22 protein-coding genes and 1 pseudogene are annotated in these 17,193 nt (G+C 71.6%); 17 read left to right on the top strand and 6 right to left on the bottom strand.

The genetic code is table 11. From position 1 onward, the window contains the following. The first annotated feature begins 47 nt into the window (after positions 1-47). On the top strand, positions 48-611 hold the full coding sequence (locus tag IG99_RS14210) for a GNAT family N-acetyltransferase (protein WP_037673719.1): 564 nt from the start codon (positions 48-50) through the stop codon (positions 609-611). Here IG99_RS14210 and IG99_RS14205 read toward each other — a convergent pair. After that, entirely contained in the window at positions 589-936 is a 348-nt protein-coding gene (locus IG99_RS14205; protein ID WP_037673717.1) for a DUF6204 family protein, read from the bottom strand. The two genes, IG99_RS14210 and IG99_RS14205, sit on opposite strands and share 23 nt — an antisense overlap. A 69-nt stretch (positions 937-1,005) precedes the next feature. Between IG99_RS14205 and IG99_RS52000 the strand changes: the two are divergent. Then, positions 1,006-1,129, top strand: a pseudogene (locus tag IG99_RS52000) (arginase family protein); the annotation flags it as partial. A 66-nt stretch (positions 1,130-1,195) separates the two neighbouring features. Here IG99_RS52000 and IG99_RS14200 read toward each other — a convergent pair. From IG99_RS14200 to IG99_RS14190, 3 genes are all read right to left on the bottom strand, one after another. Next, positions 1,196-2,347 carry an RNA polymerase sigma factor gene (locus tag IG99_RS14200; protein ID WP_037673715.1) on the bottom strand — a complete coding sequence of 384 codons (1,152 nt, stop codon included), beginning with the start codon at positions 2,345-2,347 and terminating at the stop codon, positions 1,196-1,198. Continuing rightward, a complete protein-coding gene (locus IG99_RS14195; RefSeq protein WP_037673712.1) occupies positions 2,347-2,760 on the bottom strand; it encodes a YciI family protein in 414 nt (137 codons plus the stop codon). The genes IG99_RS14200 and IG99_RS14195 overlap by 1 nt, the downstream gene beginning before the upstream one ends. Before the next feature lie 235 nt (positions 2,761-2,995). Then, positions 2,996-3,346, bottom strand: coding sequence for a VOC family protein (locus IG99_RS14190; RefSeq protein WP_037673709.1), 351 nt, complete (start codon positions 3,344-3,346; stop codon positions 2,996-2,998). A gap of 110 nt (positions 3,347-3,456) precedes the next feature. Between IG99_RS14190 and IG99_RS14185 the strand changes: the two genes are divergently transcribed. Both IG99_RS14185 and IG99_RS14180 read left to right on the top strand, forming a co-directional pair. Next, positions 3,457-3,948: a phage holin family protein gene (locus tag IG99_RS14185; RefSeq protein WP_037673707.1), complete on the top strand. Its 492-nt coding sequence runs from the start codon at positions 3,457-3,459 to the stop codon at positions 3,946-3,948. A gap of 6 nt (positions 3,949-3,954) precedes the next feature. Next, positions 3,955-5,010: an SDR family oxidoreductase gene (locus IG99_RS14180; protein WP_037673705.1), complete on the top strand. Its 1,056-nt coding sequence runs from the start codon at positions 3,955-3,957 to the stop codon at positions 5,008-5,010. 122 nt (positions 5,011-5,132) lie between these two features. On the opposite strand, the gene IG99_RS14175 is transcribed toward IG99_RS14180, so the two are convergent. Continuing rightward, positions 5,133-6,098, bottom strand: a complete 966-nt coding sequence (locus IG99_RS14175; protein WP_037673704.1) for an LLM class F420-dependent oxidoreductase — start codon at positions 6,096-6,098, stop codon at positions 5,133-5,135. A 166-nt stretch (positions 6,099-6,264) separates the two neighbouring features. On the opposite strand from IG99_RS14175, the gene IG99_RS14170 reads away from it, so the two are divergent. The 13 genes from IG99_RS14170 to IG99_RS14110 all read left to right on the top strand — a co-directional run bounded on the left by IG99_RS14170 (position 6,265) and on the right by IG99_RS14110 (position 16,277). Beyond that, on the top strand, positions 6,265-8,004 hold the full coding sequence (locus tag IG99_RS14170) for an NAD(P)/FAD-dependent oxidoreductase (RefSeq protein ID WP_037673702.1): 1,740 nt from the start codon (positions 6,265-6,267) through the stop codon (positions 8,002-8,004). Further along, a complete protein-coding gene (locus tag IG99_RS14165; RefSeq protein WP_037673700.1) occupies positions 8,001-9,860 on the top strand; it encodes a transketolase in 1,860 nt (619 codons plus the stop codon). Before IG99_RS14170 ends, IG99_RS14165 begins: the two co-directional genes overlap by 4 nt. Further along, positions 9,857-10,780 carry a non-homologous end-joining DNA ligase gene (ligD, locus tag IG99_RS14160; protein WP_037673699.1) on the top strand — a complete coding sequence of 308 codons (924 nt, stop codon included), beginning with the start codon at positions 9,857-9,859 and terminating at the stop codon, positions 10,778-10,780. Before IG99_RS14165 ends, ligD begins: the two co-directional genes overlap by 4 nt. Positions 10,781-10,886: 106 nt before the next feature. Beyond that, positions 10,887-11,261 carry a gas vesicle protein GvpO gene (locus tag IG99_RS14155; RefSeq protein ID WP_078947698.1) on the top strand — a complete coding sequence of 125 codons (375 nt, stop codon included), beginning with the start codon at positions 10,887-10,889 and terminating at the stop codon, positions 11,259-11,261. Positions 11,262-11,319: 58 nt separating this feature from the next. Continuing rightward, complete coding sequence (locus IG99_RS14150) at positions 11,320-11,757, top strand: gas vesicle structural protein GvpA (RefSeq protein WP_037673698.1); 438 nt, start codon at positions 11,320-11,322, stop codon at positions 11,755-11,757. Then, positions 11,754-12,524, top strand: coding sequence for a GvpL/GvpF family gas vesicle protein (locus IG99_RS14145; protein ID WP_037673697.1), 771 nt, complete (start codon positions 11,754-11,756; stop codon positions 12,522-12,524). The genes IG99_RS14150 and IG99_RS14145 overlap by 4 nt, the downstream gene beginning before the upstream one ends. A 6-nt stretch (positions 12,525-12,530) precedes the next feature. Further along, on the top strand, positions 12,531-12,794 hold the full coding sequence (locus IG99_RS14140; protein WP_037673695.1) for a gas vesicle protein GvpG: 264 nt from the start codon (positions 12,531-12,533) through the stop codon (positions 12,792-12,794). Continuing rightward, a complete protein-coding gene (locus IG99_RS14135; protein WP_037673692.1) occupies positions 12,791-13,495 on the top strand; it encodes a hypothetical protein in 705 nt (234 codons plus the stop codon). The genes IG99_RS14140 and IG99_RS14135 overlap by 4 nt, the downstream gene beginning before the upstream one ends. Then, positions 13,495-14,622, top strand: a complete 1,128-nt coding sequence (locus tag IG99_RS14130; RefSeq protein ID WP_037673689.1) for an SRPBCC family protein — start codon at positions 13,495-13,497, stop codon at positions 14,620-14,622. The genes IG99_RS14135 and IG99_RS14130 overlap by 1 nt, the downstream gene beginning before the upstream one ends. Continuing rightward, positions 14,619-15,029 (top strand): gas vesicle protein, encoded by a 411-nt coding sequence (locus IG99_RS14125; RefSeq protein ID WP_037673686.1) that lies wholly within the window; start codon positions 14,619-14,621, stop codon positions 15,027-15,029. Before IG99_RS14130 ends, IG99_RS14125 begins: the two co-directional genes overlap by 4 nt. Next, positions 15,026-15,811 (top strand): GvpL/GvpF family gas vesicle protein, encoded by a 786-nt coding sequence (locus IG99_RS14120; RefSeq protein WP_037673682.1) that lies wholly within the window; start codon positions 15,026-15,028, stop codon positions 15,809-15,811. The genes IG99_RS14125 and IG99_RS14120 overlap by 4 nt, the downstream gene beginning before the upstream one ends. Then, positions 15,808-15,996 (top strand): gas vesicle protein, encoded by a 189-nt coding sequence (locus tag IG99_RS14115; RefSeq protein WP_016431705.1) that lies wholly within the window; start codon positions 15,808-15,810, stop codon positions 15,994-15,996. Before IG99_RS14120 ends, IG99_RS14115 begins: the two co-directional genes overlap by 4 nt. Then, entirely contained in the window at positions 15,993-16,277 is a 285-nt protein-coding gene (locus IG99_RS14110) for a gas vesicle protein K (RefSeq protein ID WP_037673679.1), read from the top strand. The genes IG99_RS14115 and IG99_RS14110 overlap by 4 nt, the downstream gene beginning before the upstream one ends. Positions 16,278-16,300: 23 nt before the next feature. Here IG99_RS14110 and IG99_RS14105 read toward each other — a convergent pair whose 3' ends face one another. After that, positions 16,301-17,116, bottom strand: a complete 816-nt coding sequence (locus tag IG99_RS14105) for a class I SAM-dependent methyltransferase (protein ID WP_037673677.1) — start codon at positions 17,114-17,116, stop codon at positions 16,301-16,303. Between the last annotated feature and the right edge of the window lie 77 nt (positions 17,117-17,193).

The following is a 17,193-nucleotide window of genomic DNA, read 5'->3' as shown; positions in this document are numbered from 1 at the left end:
GCCGTAGGAGCCCGAGGGGCGGCGCCGGCTCGTCGTAGGGTGGCCGGATGCCGCACATCGCCTCCCGTTATCTCGCCGAGGGCCCTCGCGTGGGCATACGCCCCTTCACCTACGAGGACGGCGCCGAGTTCATCGCCCGCGTCCACGAGAGCAGGGAGTTGCACCGGCCGTGGCTCTTCCCGCCGGACACCGCCTCCGCGTACGCCGCCTACGCGGGACGGCTGATCGAGGACCCTACGAAGGCGGGGTTCCTCGTGTGCGAGAAGGACGCCGGTGACGGTGACGGCGGCGGGGCCATCGCCGGGTTCGTCAACATCAACAACATCGTCCAGGGCGCCTTCCTCAGCGGGGCGCTCGGCTACGGCGCCTTCGCGCACGCGGCCGGGCGCGGGCTGATGCGGGAGGGGCTCCACCTCGTGGTGGGCCACGCGTTCGGGCCGATGCGGCTGCACCGCCTGGAGATCAACGTGCAGCCCGGCAACGCCGGCTCGATCGCCCTCGCCCGCTCGTGCGGCTTCCGGCTGGAGGGCTACTCCCCGAACATGCTGTGGATCGACGGCGCCTGGCGGGACCACGAGCGGTGGGCCCTCACCGCCGAGATGCGGGCTTGAAGTTGATCTTCATGGTGTCGAGGTCGGTGACGGTCGACCTGAGCTCCCCGTAGCCGTACCCGAGGCCCCTCAGGGTGGTCTCGGCCCGGTCCTCCGCGATCGCGGCGGCCATCTCCTCGCCGTCCGCCGCGTCCGAGACGACGACATACCGCATCGAGAAGTGCTTCAGCGGCGCCGGCTCGTACGTAAGCGAGCCCTCCTCGGTGAACCGCATACTGGCCAGCCCGTGGTCACCGGCCTCGGCGAGCAGCCGTGCCCGGGCCTCCTCGGTGAGGCCGTCCCAGCTCCCCCGGACGATCACCCGGTAGGTGTGTTGCTCGCTCACTCGTCTTTCCTCCCCGCATGCCGACATTCCTGTTGAAGGCCCGACTTTACGTCGACGAGGGTGATCCGCATGCCGAATTCGGTCGTGCTCGACGCCCCCTCCAACCTGGGCCTGCGCCCACCCGCACCGGGCGCCGTGGTGCGGGTGGGCCGCCGCGCTACGACCGGGGGAATGGCAGGAGGGCGACGGCATCGAATCCGTCCTCGAGACGGACTGACCGGACGTGCGGGCGGACTGATCGGAACGAAGTCCTGTCGGCTCAATCCTGAGTGTGGCGGCGGGCGTTGAGCCGGGCGGCCTGGCGTGTCAGGTGGTCGCGTTCGGCGAGGTTGGGCGCCTTGCGGGCCGCCTCGGCGTACAGGCGTGCCGCCGTCGCGAGGTCGTCGTCGCGTTCGTGGAGGTACGCCGCCACCGCGGCGTGGCGGGGCAGCGAGGCGTCCAGCGCCGCGAGCGCCGCCAGGCCGGCGCGCGGACCGTCGGCCTCCCCGACGGCGACCGCGCGGTTGAGCCGTACGACGGGGCTGTCGGTCAGGCGGGTGAGCTCGTCGTACCACTCGACGATCTGGACCCAGTCGGTCTCCTCGGCGGCGGGTGCGTCGGCGTGGAGGGCGGCGATGGCGGCCTGGGCCTGGAACTCGCCCAGCCGGTCGCGGGCGAGGGCGGCCTGGAGGACGGCGACGCCCTCGGCGATGAACGCGGTGTCCCACCGCCCGCGGTCCTGCTCGGCGAGCGGCACGAGGCTGCCGTCGGGCGCGGTCCGGGCGGGGCGCCGGGCGTGGTGGAGCAGCATGAGGGCGAGCAGCCCGGCCACCTCGGGGTGGTCGATCGCGGCCGCGAGCTGCCGGGTGAGCCGGATGGCCTCGGCGGCGAGGTCGACGTCGCCGGAGTAGCCCTCGTTGAAGACGAGGTAGAGGACGCGCAGCACGGTGGCCACGTCGCCGGCCCGGTCGAGGCGCACGCCGGAGACCGTGCGCTTGGCCCGGCTGATGCGCTGCGCCATGGTCGCCTCGGGCACCAGGTAGGCCTGGGCGATCTGGCGGGTGGTGAGCCCGCCCACGGCGCGCAGCGTCAGCGCGACTGCCGATGCCGGGGTCAGCGACGGGTGGGCGCACAGGAAGTAGAGCTGGAGCGTGTCGTCCACCGCGGGCGCGGGCTCGGGTGTCGGCTCCTCGTCGAGGCGGTCCTCGCGTCGGCGGCGGGCGGCGTCCGAGCGGGCCGCGTCGAGGAACTTGCGCCAGGCCACGGTGACCAGCCAGCCCTTGGCATCGCGCGGCGGGTCGGCCGCCCAGACGCGGAGCGCCTCGACCAGGGCGTCCTGCACGGCGTCCTCGGCCGCCGCGAAGTCGGCTCCGCGGCGGACGAGGATGGTGAGCACGCTCGGTGTGAGGCTCCTCAGCAGGGCCTCGTTCATCAATGGCACTCGGTGATGGTGGGCGTCGCGGTCAGGAACGGGCGCACCTCCAGCCACTCGTGGATCGGCTTGCCGCCCGCTCCGGGGGCGGCCGAAAGCTCCCCGGCCAGCTCGACGGCACGCTCGTAGCTGTCGACGTCGATGATCATCCAGCCGGCGATGAGGTCCTTGGTCTCCGCGAACGGTCCGTCGGTGACCGGCGGGCGCCCTTCACCGTCGTAGCGGACCCACGCCCCCTCGGGGGCGAGCGCCTGGCCGTCGACGAACTCGCCGGTCTTCTCCAGACGGCCCGCGAAGTCGTTCATGTACTGCATGTGCGCCGAGATCTCCTCCGGCGTCCACTGGTCCATCGGCACGTTGTTGACCGGAGCCGGGGCGCCGCGGTAGTGCTTCAGCAGCAGGTACTTGGCCATCGTGGGTTCTCCTCGGTGCTCGTGCGACCCATTGTGGTCGCGTTCACCCCGGGGACGGAGCCGGACGCGGATTCTCGACATCACCGTCCGATTTTTTTTCGGGCTCATGTGGAGGCCCGGGTGAGCCGTCTCGGCCGTGGCGTTCCCGGCCTCCCTTCCGACCTCGAACGCCGACGTGGCCGCCCGTGTCAGGGCGGCGATCACCGAGGCGCATTCCCGAGGGCGGCGGACACCCTCAGGGGCGGCGTCTGTCGACGTACTCGTAGATCGTGCCGTCCGGGTGGCGGGCGATCAGATTGCGGCCCGCCGGGGTGGGAACCGGGCCCGCGATGACGTCGGCGCCCAGCTCGGTGAGGGTCTTGTGCGCCTCGTCCACGTCCGACACCGCGATCGTCGCGGAGACCTTGCGCAACACCTCCAGCTCGGCCTCGGGGCCGCTCATCAGCAGGAAGAAGCCGAGCGCGGCGACCTGGACGCCGCCGCGCTCGAAGCGGAGGGCCTGGCCGCCCACGAGCCGTTCGTAGAAGGGGATCGCGGACTCGAGGTCGTCGACGCAGATGCGCAGCGTGGCTCCCAGAATGTCCATGGGAAAAGCCTAGTTGGTCCGTCCCGGCAGGAGATCCTTTACGGCGTTTCCGGGCGCAGCGTTCCTCTTCACAGGCGTTACGGGACCGTCACCCCGGGTACCCGGCGGCCATGGACCGCATGGATCACCTGGAGCATCTGGACAAGCACCTGGTCGACGAACTGGCACAGGTGGCGCGCGAGACGATCCGCGAGGAACTGCGCGAGCAGACCCGCAGGCAGCGCCGCAAGGCCATGCTGTACGCGGCGTCCGGAGCAGTCGCCCTGTACGCGGGCGCGGCCCTCGCGCTCGCCGTCGGACTCGCCCTGGCCATCGGCCTGCCGGACTGGGCGGCCGCGCTGATCACCGCAGTGGTACTCGGCGTGGCGGCCTACGCCCTGCGCGGCGCGGCCCGCCCGCACGGCTCCCGGTCGGCGCCGCAGCACGCCGCCGGGCACGGGCGTCCCCTCGGCGGTACCCCGCCGGGCGCCCCGCCCAGCGGACTGGGCATGCCGTACCCGCCGATGCCGTCCGGCGCGCCCGGCAGCTTGCCCGGCACGACCGGGCCCGCGGCGCCCCGTCAGGACGACATCAACCCCGAGTCGCGGCCCTACGGGGCGTGATGCCGTATGCGCACCTCCTGGACGGGACCACTGACGAAGCGGCGCAGGGCCGTCGTGGTGACCGGTGCCAGCGGCGGCGTGGGCCGGGCGACGGCGCTGGCCTTCGCCGCGCGGGGCGACCGGGTCGCCCTGCTGGCCCGGGGACGCGAGGGCCTCGCCGCCGCTGCCGACGAGGTGGAGCGGGCCGGCGGTGAGGCGCTCGTCGTCACCGTCGACATGTCCGACGCGAAGGCGGTCGACGACGCGGCGCAGAAGGTGGCCGACGCGTTCGGCCACATCGACGTGTGGGTCAACAACGCCTTCTCCGGCGTCTTCGCGCCGTTCACCGAGATCAACCCGGACGAGTTCCGCCGGGTGACCGAAGTGACGTACCTGGGCTACGTCTTCGGCACCAGGGCCGCACTGCGGCACATGCTGCCGCGCGACAAGGGCACGATCGTGCAGGTCGGCTCCGCGCTGGCGTATCGCGGGGTGCCGTTGCAGTCGGCGTACTGCGGGGCGAAGCACGCGATCCAGGGCTTCAACGAGTCGCTGCGCTGCGAGTTGCTGCACAGCCGCAGCGGAGTCCGTACGACGATGGTGCAGCTGCCGGCGGTCAACACCCCGCAGTTCGAGTGGGTGTTGAACCGGATGCCGGGCCGGGCGCGGCCGGTGGCTCCGGTGTACCAGCCGGAGGTCGCGGCCCGGGCGATCGTGCACGCCGCCGCGCACGGGCGGCGGCGGGAGTACTGGGTCGGGGGCTCCACGGCGGCGACGCTCATCGCCAACGCGGTGATGCCGGGGATCCTGGACCGGTATCTCGGGCGGACCGGGTTCGACGCGCAGCAGGACGAGGGAAGCCACCAAGGGCCCGGCAACCTGTGGAGCCCTGCCGACGGGCCGCACGGGCACGACTTCGGGGCGCACGGGCGTTTCGACGGGGAGGCGGCGTCCGGGAGCGCGCAGGAGTGGGCCTCGCGGAACCGGGGGAGGGTCGGCATGGGGCTGCTCGTCGGCGGGCTGGGTGCCGTGGCGACCGTCGGTCTGCGCCGTCGCGGCTGGGCGGCGTTGCAACGGACCTAGCTCGAAGAGCCCGAAGAGAGCAAGGCCCGAAGAGAGCACGGCCCGAAGAGAGCACGGAGAGCACGGAAGGAAGCAGCGGGCCCCGGACGGGGCCCGCTGTCATGCCGTGGTGGCCTCAGTGCTCAGCGGTCGTCGTGCTGGAGTTGCGGCAGCACCTTCGTACGGTAGAAGTCGAAGAACGCGCGCTGGTCGGGGCCGATCTGGTTCACGTAGACCCGGTCGAAGCCCGCCTCGGCGAAGGCGTTCAGTGCGCCGACGTGCTCGTCGACGTCGTCCCCGCACACCGCCTTCTCGCGCACCATCTCCTCGGTGACCAGCGGCCCGAGCTGCTCGAAGTGCTTCGGCGAGGGCAGGATCTGGCCCATCTCACCGGGCAGGAACTGGTTGAACCACAGGCGCCGGACGGTGCGCACGGCCTCGTCGCGGTCGGTGCCGTAGCAGACCTTCGTGCCGCCGATCACGGGCTTGGTGCCCCCGCCGCCCTTGCGGAACTGCTCCACCATCGACTCCTCGGGCATCATCGTGATGTAGCCGTCGCCGACGCGGGCCGCGAGCGAGGTCGCCGCCGGGCCGAAACCGGAGATGTCGATCGGGACGGGCTCGTCGGGGACCGTGTACAGGCGGGCGTTCTCCACCGTGTAGTGGGTGCCGTGGTGGGTGACCTCCTCGCCGGTGAACAGCCGGCGCATGATCTGGATCGACTCCTCCAGCATCTCCAGGCGGACCGTCGCCGGCGGCCACACATGACCGAGGATGTGCTCGTTCAGCGCCTCGCCCGAGCCGACACCGAGCCGGAACCGGCCGTTGGTCATCACCGCGCTGGTCGCGGCGGCCTGCGCCACCACCGCCGGGTGGATCCGGACCGTCGGGCAGGTGACCGCCGTCTCGATCGGCAGTGACACCGCCTCCGAGATCGCGCCGATCACCGACCACACGAAGGGGCTTTGCCCCTGGGCGTCGTTCCACGGGTGGTAGTGGTCGGAGATCCACAACGACTGGAATCCGGCCTGCTCGGCCATCCTCGCCTGCTCGACGAGATCCGCGGGGCCGAACTCCTCGCAGGACAGGAAGTAGCCGTATTCGGGCATGGGGGGTACCTCCGCGACGGGGCGGGTCAGTGGGACGCCGACCGAGTACCCGGCGGCCGGGCCGGAAACCGGCGGACGTTTGGGCGCCCCGGCCAGGGGGACGCGGAAAACCTCGTACGCGCCAACGCCGTACGCCCTCGTACGCGCCCATCGCCGGAGGCGAACCGTGAGTCGACCCCGCATCCTGATCGTCGGTGCCGGCTTCGCCGGGTACCGCACGGCCCGCACGCTGTCGCGGATGTCCCGGGGCAAGGCCGACATCACCCTGCTCAACCCGACGGACTACTTCCTGTACCTGCCCCTGTTGCCCCAGGTGGCCTCCGGCATCCTCGAACCCCGCCGGGTCACCGTGTCGATCTCCGGCACCCTGCCCCGCGTACGGCTGGTGCTCGGCGAGGCCGACGGCATCGACCTCGACGCGCGCAGCGTGCACTACACCGACCCCGAGGGCGGCGAGGGCACGCTGGAGTACGACCGGCTCGTGATCGCCGTCGGCAGCGCCAACAAGCTGCTGCCGATCCCCGGGGTCGCCGAGCACGCGCACGGCTTCCGCGGGCTGCCCGAGGCGCTGTACCTGCGCGACCACGTGACCCGGCAGGTGGAGCTCGCGGCCGCCTCCGACGACCCGGGGAACTGCGCCGCGCGGTGCACCTTCGTCGTGGTCGGCGCGGGCTACACCGGGACCGAGGTGGCCGCGCACGGGCAGCTGTTCACCGACGCGCAGGTCCGCAAACATCCCCTGCGGGAGGGCATGCGGCCGCGCTGGATGCTGCTGGACATCGCACCCCGCGTGCTGCCGGAGCTGGACGAGAGGCTCTCGCGCACCGCCGACGAGGTACTGCGACAGCGGGGCGTCGACGTGCGGATGGGGACCTCCGTGAAGGAGGCCACGCCGGACGGGGTGCTGCTGACCGACGGCGAGTTCGTCCCGACCCGCACGGTGGTGTGGTGCGTGGGCGTACGGCCCGATCCGCTCGCCGAGTCCCTCGGGCTGCCCCTGGAACGCGGTCGGCTGCTCGTCGACCCCTACCTCCAGGTGCCGGGGCGGCCGGAGGTGTTCGCGTGCGGGGACGCGGCCGCCGTCCCCGACCTGAGCCGGCCGGGCCAGTACACGCCGATGACCGCGCAGCACGCGTGGCGGCACGGCAAGGTCTGCGCCCACAACGTCGCCGCGTCCCTCGGGGTGGGGGAGCGGAAGCCCTACCGCCACAGCGACATGGGGTTCGTCGTGGACCTCGGCGGGGCGAAGGCCGCCGCCAACCCGCTCGGCGTTTCCCTCTCCGGTCCGGCGGCCGGCCTGGTCACCCGCGGCTACCACCTGGCGGCGATGCCCGGCAACCGCGTCCGGGTCGCCGCCGACTGGCTCCTGGACGCGGCCCTGCCCCGCCAGGCCGTCCAGCTGGGCCTCGTACGGTCCTGGTCGGTCCCCCTGGACACGTCCTCACCGGAACTGGCCCGGGTCCCGGGCGGCCCGGAGGGCGGGGAACGCCGCGAGGGACAGGAGCAGCGGAAGCAGCCGCGGAAGCAGCCGCAGAAGCAGGGCAAGCAGGAGAAGCAGGAGAAGCAGGAGAAGCACGGCAAGCAGGCGAAGCAACGGCAGCGGAAGACGCGGACGGGACCGGGCGCGGCGACGGAGGCAGACACGCACCCGCCGGACGACAACGGTGAGCCCGCGAAGGCGCAGCCGGACGGCGAGCCCGCGAGGAATCAGCGCGGCGGCGAGCCGGGGAAGAACCAGCCCGGCGGCGAGCCCGCGAGGAATCAGCCCGGCGGCGAGCCGGCGAAGAACCAGCCCGGCGGCGAGCCCGCGAAGAACCAGCCCGGCCCCGAGTCCGCCCAGGAGCAGCCCGCCCCGGGGCCAGTGAAGCGAAACGACACCCCCGCGCAAGCGGAAGGAGACTCATGAACACCGGTGAACTCGTCGAACTCGGCCAGCAGCTGCGCGTGGACAGCGTCCGGGCCGCGGCCGCCGCCGGCTCGGGGCATCCGACCTCCTCGATGTCCGCCGCGGACCTGATGGCCGTACTGCTCGCCAACCACTTCCGCTACGACTTCGACCGCCCCGCCCACCCCGCCAACGACCGCTTCGTCCTGTCCAAGGGCCACGCCTCGCCGTTGCTGTACTCCGCCTACAAGGCGGCCGGAGCCATCGACGAGGACGAGCTGCTGACCACGTACCGCAAGCTCGGCAGCCGTCTGGAGGGGCACCCCACGCCCCAGCGGCTGCCGTGGGTGGAGACGGCCACCGGCTCGCTCGGCCAGGGGCTGCCCGTCGGGGTCGGTATCGCGCTGGCCGGCAAGCGGCTGGACCGGACCGAGTACCGGGTGTGGGTGCTGTGCGGTGACAGCGAGCTCGCCGAGGGCTCCGTCTGGGAGGCCGCCGAGCACGCGGGCCACGAGCACCTCGACAACCTCACCGTGATCGTCGACGTGAACCGGCTCGGCCAGCGGGGCCCGACCCGGCACGGCCACGACCTCGACGCCTATGCGCGCCGCTTCCAGGCGTTCGGCTGGCACACCGTCGAGATCGACGGCCACGACGTGGACGCCGTCGACCGCGCCTACGGCGAGGCCGCCTCCACCAAGGGCCAGCCGACCGCCATCCTCGCCCGCACACTCAAGGGCAAGGGCGTGGCCGACACCGAGGACCGCGAGGGCCTGCACGGCAAGCCGCTGAAGAACGCCGACGATGCCATCGAGGAGCTCGGCGGGGTCCGCGACATCCGCGTCGAGGTGCAGGAGCCGCCGGCCGCCCGCCTGCTGCACGCGGTGAGCGCCGGGCACGTGGAACTGCCCCGCTTCGACCAGGGGGACTCCGAGAAGGGCGTCGCCACCCGCGACGCCTTCGGCCAGGCGCTCGCCGCTCTCGGCAGCGGACGCGGCGACGTCGTCGCCCTGGACGGTGAGGTCGGCGACTCCACCCGCGCGGAGTTCTTCGCCAAGGAGCACCCAGAGCGCTACTTCGAGTGCTACATCGCCGAGCAGCAGCTCGTCGCCACCGCGGTGGGGCTGTCGACGCGCGGCTGGGTGCCGTATGCCTCGACGTTCGCGGCGTTCCTGACGCGCGCGTACGACTTCGTGCGCATGGCCTCGATCAGCGGTGCCGGCATCAACCTGGTCGGCTCCCACGCGGGTGTCGCCATCGGACAGGACGGGCCCTCGCAGATGGGCCTGGAGGACCTGGCGATGTTCCGCGCGGTGCACGGCTCGACCGTGCTGTACCCGTGCGACGCCAACCAGACCGCGCGTCTGGTCGAGGCGATGGCCGACCTGGACGGCATCCGCTATCTGCGGACCTCCCGCGGTGAGAGCCCGGTGATCTACGGCCCCGACGAGGAGTTCCCGGTCGGCGGCAGCAAGGTGCTGCGCTCCTCCGACGAGGACCGGCTGACCGTGGTCGCCGCGGGCGTCACGCTCCACGAGGCGCTGGCCGCCGCCGACACGCTGGAGCGCGAGGGCATCCGCGTCCGGGTCGTCGACCTGTACTCGGTCAAGCCGGTCGACCGGGCCACCCTGCGCCAGGCGGCCGAGGACACGGGCTGCCTGCTCACGGTGGAGGACCACCACGAGGAGGGCGGGCTCGGAGACGCTGTTCTCGACGCCTTCCTCGACGGACGCCCCGTACCGCGCCTGGTACGGCTCGCCGTCCGTACGATGCCGGGCTCGGCGTCCCCGGACGAGCAGCTGCACGCGGCGGGCATCGACGCCGAGTCGATCGCGGCGGCCGCCCGGCTCCTGGTGGAGCAGGCGATCGTGTCGTGAGCGACGACTCGCGGACCGTACGGGCCGGGCGGCGCTCGGTGCGGGTGCACCGGCCCGACAAGGTGCTCTTCCCCGGCGGCGGGTGCACCAAGGAGTACACCAAGGGCGATCTCGTCGACTACCACCGGGCCGTCGCCCCGTTCATGCTGCCGCACCTGCGGGGCCGCCCGCTGATGGTGGAGCGGCACCCGGACGGCATCGACGGCCCCGGATTCATGCAGAAGAACACCCCGGAGAGCTACCCGGAGTGGATCACCCGCGTCGAGGTGGCCAAGGAGGGCGGCACGGTCTGTCACACCGTCTGCGACGACACCGCCACCCTCGTCCACCTCGCCGACCAGGCCGGCCTCACCCTGCACCGCTGGCTGTCCCGCGTCGACAGCCTCGACCGGCCGGACCGCATGGTCTTCGACCTCGACCCCGCCGGGGACGACTTCCCCGCGGTGCGGGAGGCGGCCCGGCTGCTGCACGCGCTGCTCGACGAGCTGGAACTGCCCTCCGCGCCGATGACCACCGGCTCGCGCGGGCTGCACATCGTCGTGCCCCTCGACGGCCGCCACGACTTCGACGAGGTGCGCGCGTTCGCCCGGGACACGGCCGACACGCTCGCCGCCGCCCACCCCGACCGGCTCACCACGGCCGCCCGCAAGAAGGAGCGCGGCGAGCGGCTCTACCTCGACGTGCAGCGCAACGGCTACGCGCAGACGGCGGTCGCGCCCTTCACGGTGCGGGCCCGGCCCGGCGCGCCCGTCGCCACCCCCATCGCCTGGTCCCAGCTGGACGCCCCGGACCTCGACGCCCGCCGCTGGACCATCGCCGACGCTGTCGATCAGGCCCGCCGCAAGCCCTGGGCCGACGTGCTGCGGGCCGGCCGGGCCCTGGGACCGGCGCGCCGCAGGCTTGACAAGTTGCGTGGCTGAACCACCTACCGGACGGGAGGTGGCCGTCGACCACCTCCCGTCCTGACCCATGCCCTTCTGGATGTTTGGCCAATGCCCAAGCGGCCACCCGAAGGAAGAGGTGGCCATGTCGAACACAAAGAACACATCGCAGTCACAAGCTGCACGGCCTCACGACAGACAGCATCACGACAGTCACGACAGTAAGGACGGCAACGTGGCGGACGACCGGCCCAGCCCCATGGAGGTGCTGCGCAACGCGCGCGGCCAGCTCGAGGAGCTGACCGGCATGGCCGCCGAGAGCGTCTCGTCCTTCGAGCAGACGGAGGACGGCTGGTCGCTGGAGGTCGAGGTCCTGGAGCTGGAGCGTGTCCCCGACACGATGAGCCTGATGGCCAGCTACCAGGTCGAACTCGACGGCGCCGGACAGCTCACCGGTTACCGGCGCGTTCGCCGCTACGAACGCGGGCGGGCAGACGCACATCGCCCCGGCGGCCGCTAGGCCGCCCGCCCGCGACACCAACCGTTCACGAATCCACGGACAAGGAGGCAGGGTCGGCATGACCGTTGTCCCGGCACAGCAGACCGGCGGCGGAGGCGGCAGTAGCGGTCTCTACGACGTACTGGAGCTCGTTCTCGACAGGGGGCTCGTGATCGACGCGTTCGTGCGCGTGTCGCTGGTCGGCATCGAGATCCTGAAGATCGACGTACGGGTCGTGGTGGCCAGCGTGGACACCTACCTGCGCTTCGCCGAGGCGTGCAACCGCCTCGACCTGGAGGCCGGTCCGCGCAAGGACCCCGGCCTGCCCGACCTCGTCGGCGAGATCACCGAGTCCGGCGCGCGTGGCAAGTCCAAGGGGGCGCTGTCCGGCGCCGCCGAGACGATATCCGGTGCCTTCAAGCAGGCACGTGAGGAGGGCCAGACGGAGTCCCGGTCGGAGTCCAGGCCTCGTCCCCGGAAGTCCACGGCGTCCCGCCGGAAGGAGGAAGAGGAGTGAGTACGTACGTCTACGGCATCACGGCCGCCTCCCACCCCTCGTTGCCCGAGGACATGGGCGGAGTCGGCCAACCGCCGCGCCCGGTACGCATCCTGAAGGAGGGCGAGCTGGCGGCCGTCGTCAGCGACGCCCCCGAGGACCTGCGGCCCAAGCGCAGGGAACTGCTCGCCCATCAGAGCGTGCTCGCCGAGGCGGGCGGGGGCGGCTGTGTGCTGCCCATGCGGTTCGGCAGCGTCGCCCCGGACGACGACACCATCAGTGGGGTCCTCGCCGAACGCGCCGAGCACTACCTGGAGCGCCTGCGCACGTTGGACGGCAAGGTCGAGTACAACGTCAAGGCCACGCACGACGAGCAGGCCGTGCTGCACCGCGTGATGTCCGAGAGCCCGGAGCTGCGGGCTCTGGCGGAGGCCAACCGCGAGGCGGGCGGTGGCACCTACGAGCAGCGGCTGCAGCTCGGCGAGATGGTGGCGAACGCCGTCAAGGCCCGGGAATCCGAGGACGCGGTCGACGTGCAGCACACCCTGGAGCCGACCGCCGCCGCGGTGAGCGTCGGCCCCGAGTCCACGGGCTGGCTCGCCAACGTGTCCTTCCTGGTGGACCGCGACTCGTCCGAGAACTTCCTCGCCGCGGTGGAGCAGCTCCGCAAGGGCCACCCCCACCTCGACGTGCGGGTCAACGGCCCGCTGCCGCCGTACAGCTTCGTCGAGCCCGGCCCCGCCGAGCCCGCGGGCAGCACGGCGGGCACCGACACCGCGGAGGAGTGATGAGCCGTGGGACTCATCTCGGAGGTGCTGCTGCTGCCGTTCGCACCGGTACGTGGCAGCGCGTGGGCGATCAGACAGGTACTGAACGAGGCGGAACGGATCTACTACGACCCCGCCACGGTCCGGGCTGAACTCCGCCGGCTGGAAGAGCGGTTGGAGGCAGGCGAGATCGACGAGGACGAGTTCGACCGCCAGGAGGACGAGCTCCTCGACCGGCTGGAGACCGGCATGGGCGGGAGTACCGGAACAGGCGAGGGGACAGCACGATGAACAGAATGGGACTGGGCCTGGCGATAGGGGCCGGATACGTCCTCGGACGTACCAAGAAGATGAAATTCGCCATGGCGGTGGGTTCCCTCGTGGCCGGCAAGAAGATGAACCTGACCCCGAAGGGGATCGCGAGCCTGCTCTCCGAGCAACTGCAGAACAACCCGCAGTTCAAGGAGATCGGCGACCAGCTGCGCCAGGACCTGAGCGGGGTAGGCAAGGCGGCCTCGGGTGCCATGGTCGAACGCCAGATGAACTCGCTGGCCGACCGGCTGCACGGCCGTACCGACCAGGTCCGCGACCAGCTGGCGGGCGTGGTGCCGGGCGAGTCGGACGCGGAGGGCGATGAGGAGCCGGAGGAGGCGACGGCCGAGGACGAGAGCGCCGAGGACGAGGGCGCCGAGGAGGACGAGAGCGCCGAGGAGGAAGCCTCCGCGGAGGAGGACGAGACCGGTGAGGAGGAGGAACCCCGTGAGGAGGCCGAGGAGGAGCCTGAGCCGCCGCGCAAACAGGCGGTGAAGAAGACAGCCAAGAAGGCGCCCACCAAGAAGGCACCCGCGAAGAAGACGGCGGCGGGCAAGGCCCCGGCCAAAAAGGCGACGGCCAAGACCGCCGCGAAGAAGACAGCCGGCAGGAAGCCGGCGGCGGCACGCGGCGGAGCCCGCCGGGCCGGCGGCCGACTGCCGAAGGGCGGCGGTGAATGATGACCGAGACCCTCGGAAGCGCACAGAACGGGGCAGGCAAGGCGACCGGCAAGGCGACGAACAACCCGCTCACCGGCCTCGCCCAGAGCGAGGCCGCCGACCGGCTCAAGGCCGAGCTGCAGGAGTACCTCGCGGCCCAGGCACAGCGGGTGCTGGTCGGCGCCGGCCGCAAACTCGGCCAGACCACGGGCAAGCTCAACGACATCGCCGAGGGCAAGAGCCCCGGCTTCGCCAAGCTCGCCCTCGACGGCGGGCGCAAGCTCGCGGAGGGCAAGGGTCCCCTGCGCGGCGCGTTGGAAACCGGCGCCTCCCACATGAAGGACAAGGCGATGGGCGCGCTCAAGGATCTCGGGGGCGGCGGCAAGGGCAAGAAGAAGGGCGGCGGAGGCCAGAAGCCGACCGTCATCATGGAGTCCGTCGACGTCGGTGTGGACCTGCGCACCGCCTACGACCAGTGGACCCAGTTCCAGGACTTCAGCACCTTCGCCAAGGGCGTCAAGAGCGTGAGCCGCGCCGACGACGTCGACTCCGACTGGAACCTCAAGGTGCTCTGGTCCAGCCGCAGCTGGAAGGGCCACACCACCGACCAGATCCCGGACGACCGGATCGCCTGGACGTCGGAGGGAGCCAAGGGCACCACCCGCGGCGTGGTCTCCTTCCACCGGATCGCCGACCACCTCACCCGCGTCCTGCTGGTGATCGAGTACTACCCCTCCGGCTTCTTCGAGAAGACCGGCAACATCTGGCGCGCCCAGGGCCGCCGGGCCCGGCTCGACCTGAAGCACTTCGCCCGCCACATCACGCTCAAGGGCGAGGCGGAGGACGGCTGGCGCGGCGAGATCCGCGACGGCGAGGTCGTCACGAGCCACGAGGACGCCCTCGAGGAGGAGGAGCAGGAGGAGCAGGAGGACTCGGAGGCGCGGGACGAGGAGGCGCCGGAAGAGGACGAGGAGGGCTACGAGAGCGAGGACGAGGAAGAGGAAGGCCCCTCCGCCGAGGACGAGAGCGAGGAGTACGACGAGGAAGAGGAGCCGGAGGAGGAAGAAGAGGAAGAAGAGGGCGAGCCGGAGGGCGAGTACGAGTCCGAGGATGAGGACGAGTACGCCGAAGCCGGGGGCCGGCGATGAGCGTACCCAGCAGAATGCCCGATCCCTACGGCCCGAGCAGCAGCGCCAACCTCGCCGACATCCTGGAGCGCGTGCTCGACAAGGGGATCGTCATCGCTGGTGACATCCGCATCAACCTGCTCGACATCGAACTCCTCACCATCAAGCTCCGACTCATCGTGGCCTCCGTCGACAAGGCGAAGGAAATGGGCATCGACTGGTGGGAGGACGACCCCGCGTTGTCCTCCCGCGCCCGGCGCGACGAACTCGCCCGGGAGAACGCCGAACTGCGTGAACGGCTCGCCCGGCTGGACCAGCTGGAGACCGGCCGCACCGAGCGGGCCGAGAGGATCGAGAGGGCCGAGAGGCCCGAGGGGTCCGAGAAGACCCAGAGGTCCGAGAAGGCGGACAAGAAGGAGGCCCCATGACGGGACTGCGGTACGTGTACGCCGTCTGCCGCCCCCTCGGCGCGCCGCTCCAGGCGGAACTGACGGGTGTGGCCGGCGCCCCCGCCAAGCTGCTTCCCCATCACGGACTGATCGCCGTGGTCAGCCATGTGCCGGAGTACGACTTCGCGGAGGAGCCGCTCCACGCCCATCTGGAGGACCTCGACTGGCTGTCCGCGACGGCCAGGGCCCACCAGGGCGTGATCGACGCGCTCACCGTCGTCACCACGCCGCTTCCGCTGCGGCTCGGCACCGTCTTCCGTGACGACAGCGGTGTCCGCGTGATGATCGAGGCGCGCGAGGAGGAGTTCCGGCGCACCCTCGACCGGCTGGAGGGGCGCGTCGAGTGGGGCGTCAAGGTGTACGCGGAGCCGGAGTCCGAACAGCCCGAGCAGCCGGCCGGGAAGGCCGCCTCGGGCCGGGACTACCTGCGCCAGCGCAGGCAGCGGGCCCGGGCGCACGAGGACATGTGGCAGAAGGCGGAGGAGTTCGCGACCCGCCTGCACGAGACGCTGTCCGGGTACGCCGAGGCCGCCAAGCTGCACGCACCGCAGAACGCCGCCCTCTCCGGGGCCGCCGGACGGAACGTGCTGAACGCCGCATACCTGGTACCGAGGCGGGATTCCGAGGAATTCGTGGAACTCGTGGACCGCACCAAGGACGACACGAGGGCCGACCTCTCCGGGGTGCGCGTGGAACTCACCGGTCCTTGGGCCGCGTACTCGTTCGCCGGAGAACTCACGGAGGAAGGCGTACAGGAGTGACCGTCGTCGAACGCCGTGAGATCGCCCTCGTCGACCTGCTGGACCGGCTGCTGGCCGGCGGCGTCGTCATCAAGGGGGACATCACGCTGCGCATCGCGGACGTCGATCTCGTCCGCATCGACCTGAACGCGCTGATCAGCTCGGTGAACGAGCAGGTTCCCTCACCGTGGGGGGAGTTGACATGACCGAACGCCCCAACCGACTGGACCTCGAACCCGACACGGTGGAGCGCGACCTTGTCAAACTCGTCCTCACCGTCGTGGAGTTGCTGCGCCAGCTGATGGAACGGCAGGCGCTGCGCCGGTTCGACTCCGGCGACCTGTCCGAGGAGCAGGAGGAGCGGATCGGGCTCACCCTGATGCTGCTCGACGACCGCATGACCGAGCTGCGCGAGCGCTACGGTCTGCGGCCCGAGGACCTGAACCTGGACCTCGGGCCGCTCGGGCCGCTGCTGCCCCGGGAATGACCTCTGGGGATCTTCCCCGGAGGCTACTTACGGCACAGGATCTCCGCGTGCAGGACGCCGAACCAGGCGTCCTCGCGCTCTCCCCACTCCCGCCACGCCCGTGACACGGCCCGCAGCTGCTCCTCGGTCGCGTGTCCGCCCTCGGTGGCCCGCCGCGCGTACTCGGACGCGAGCGTGCGGTCGGCCCACAGCCCGCTCCACCACGCCCGTTCCTCGGGGGTGGCGAACGTCCAGGTGCTGGACGTGGCCGTGACGTCCGTGAACCCCGCCGCCAGCGCCCACGACTTCAGCCGGCGCCCGGCGTCCGGTTCACCGCCGTTGGCGCGAGCCACCCGGCGGTACAGGCCCAGCCAGTCGTCCAGGCCCGCGGACTCGGGGTACCAGGTCATCGCCGCGTAGTCCGAGTCCCGGACCGCGACGGTCCCGCCGGGTTTCGTGACCCGCCGCATCTCGCGCAGCGCCTGGACCGGGTCGCCGACGTGCTGGAGCACCTGGTGGGCGTGGACCACGCAGAACGTGTCGTCGGGGTAGTGCAGGGCGTGGACGTCGGCGACCGCGAAGTCCATGTTCGTCAGGCCCCGCTCGGCGGCCGTGGCCCGTGCCCGGCCGAGGATCCCCTCCGCGTGGTCGACGCCCGTGACGTGCCCCTGGGGCACCAGGGCGGCCAGGTCGGCGGTGATGGTGCCCGGGCCGCAGCCCACGTCCAGGATCCTCATGTGGGGCTTGAGCGAGCCGAGGAGGTAGGCAGCCGAGTTCTCGGCGGTCCGCCAGGTGTGCGAACGCAGTACGGACTCGTGATGGCCGTGCGTGTAGACGGCCGTCTCCCGCGCTTTCGGCATGGCTGTGCCTCTTCTCCTCGTACCGTCTCGTGACCGTGCGGCATGTCTCACGCTACGCGGCTACTCGAATGTTGAGA

This window comes from Streptomyces griseus subsp. griseus (assembly GCF_000720255.1).
Taxonomy (GTDB): Bacteria; Actinomycetota; Actinomycetes; order Streptomycetales; family Streptomycetaceae; genus Streptomyces; species Streptomyces griseus_I.
Note: the sequence above shows the minus strand (reverse complement) of the source record. Positions and strands in the feature narration are given on the sequence as shown.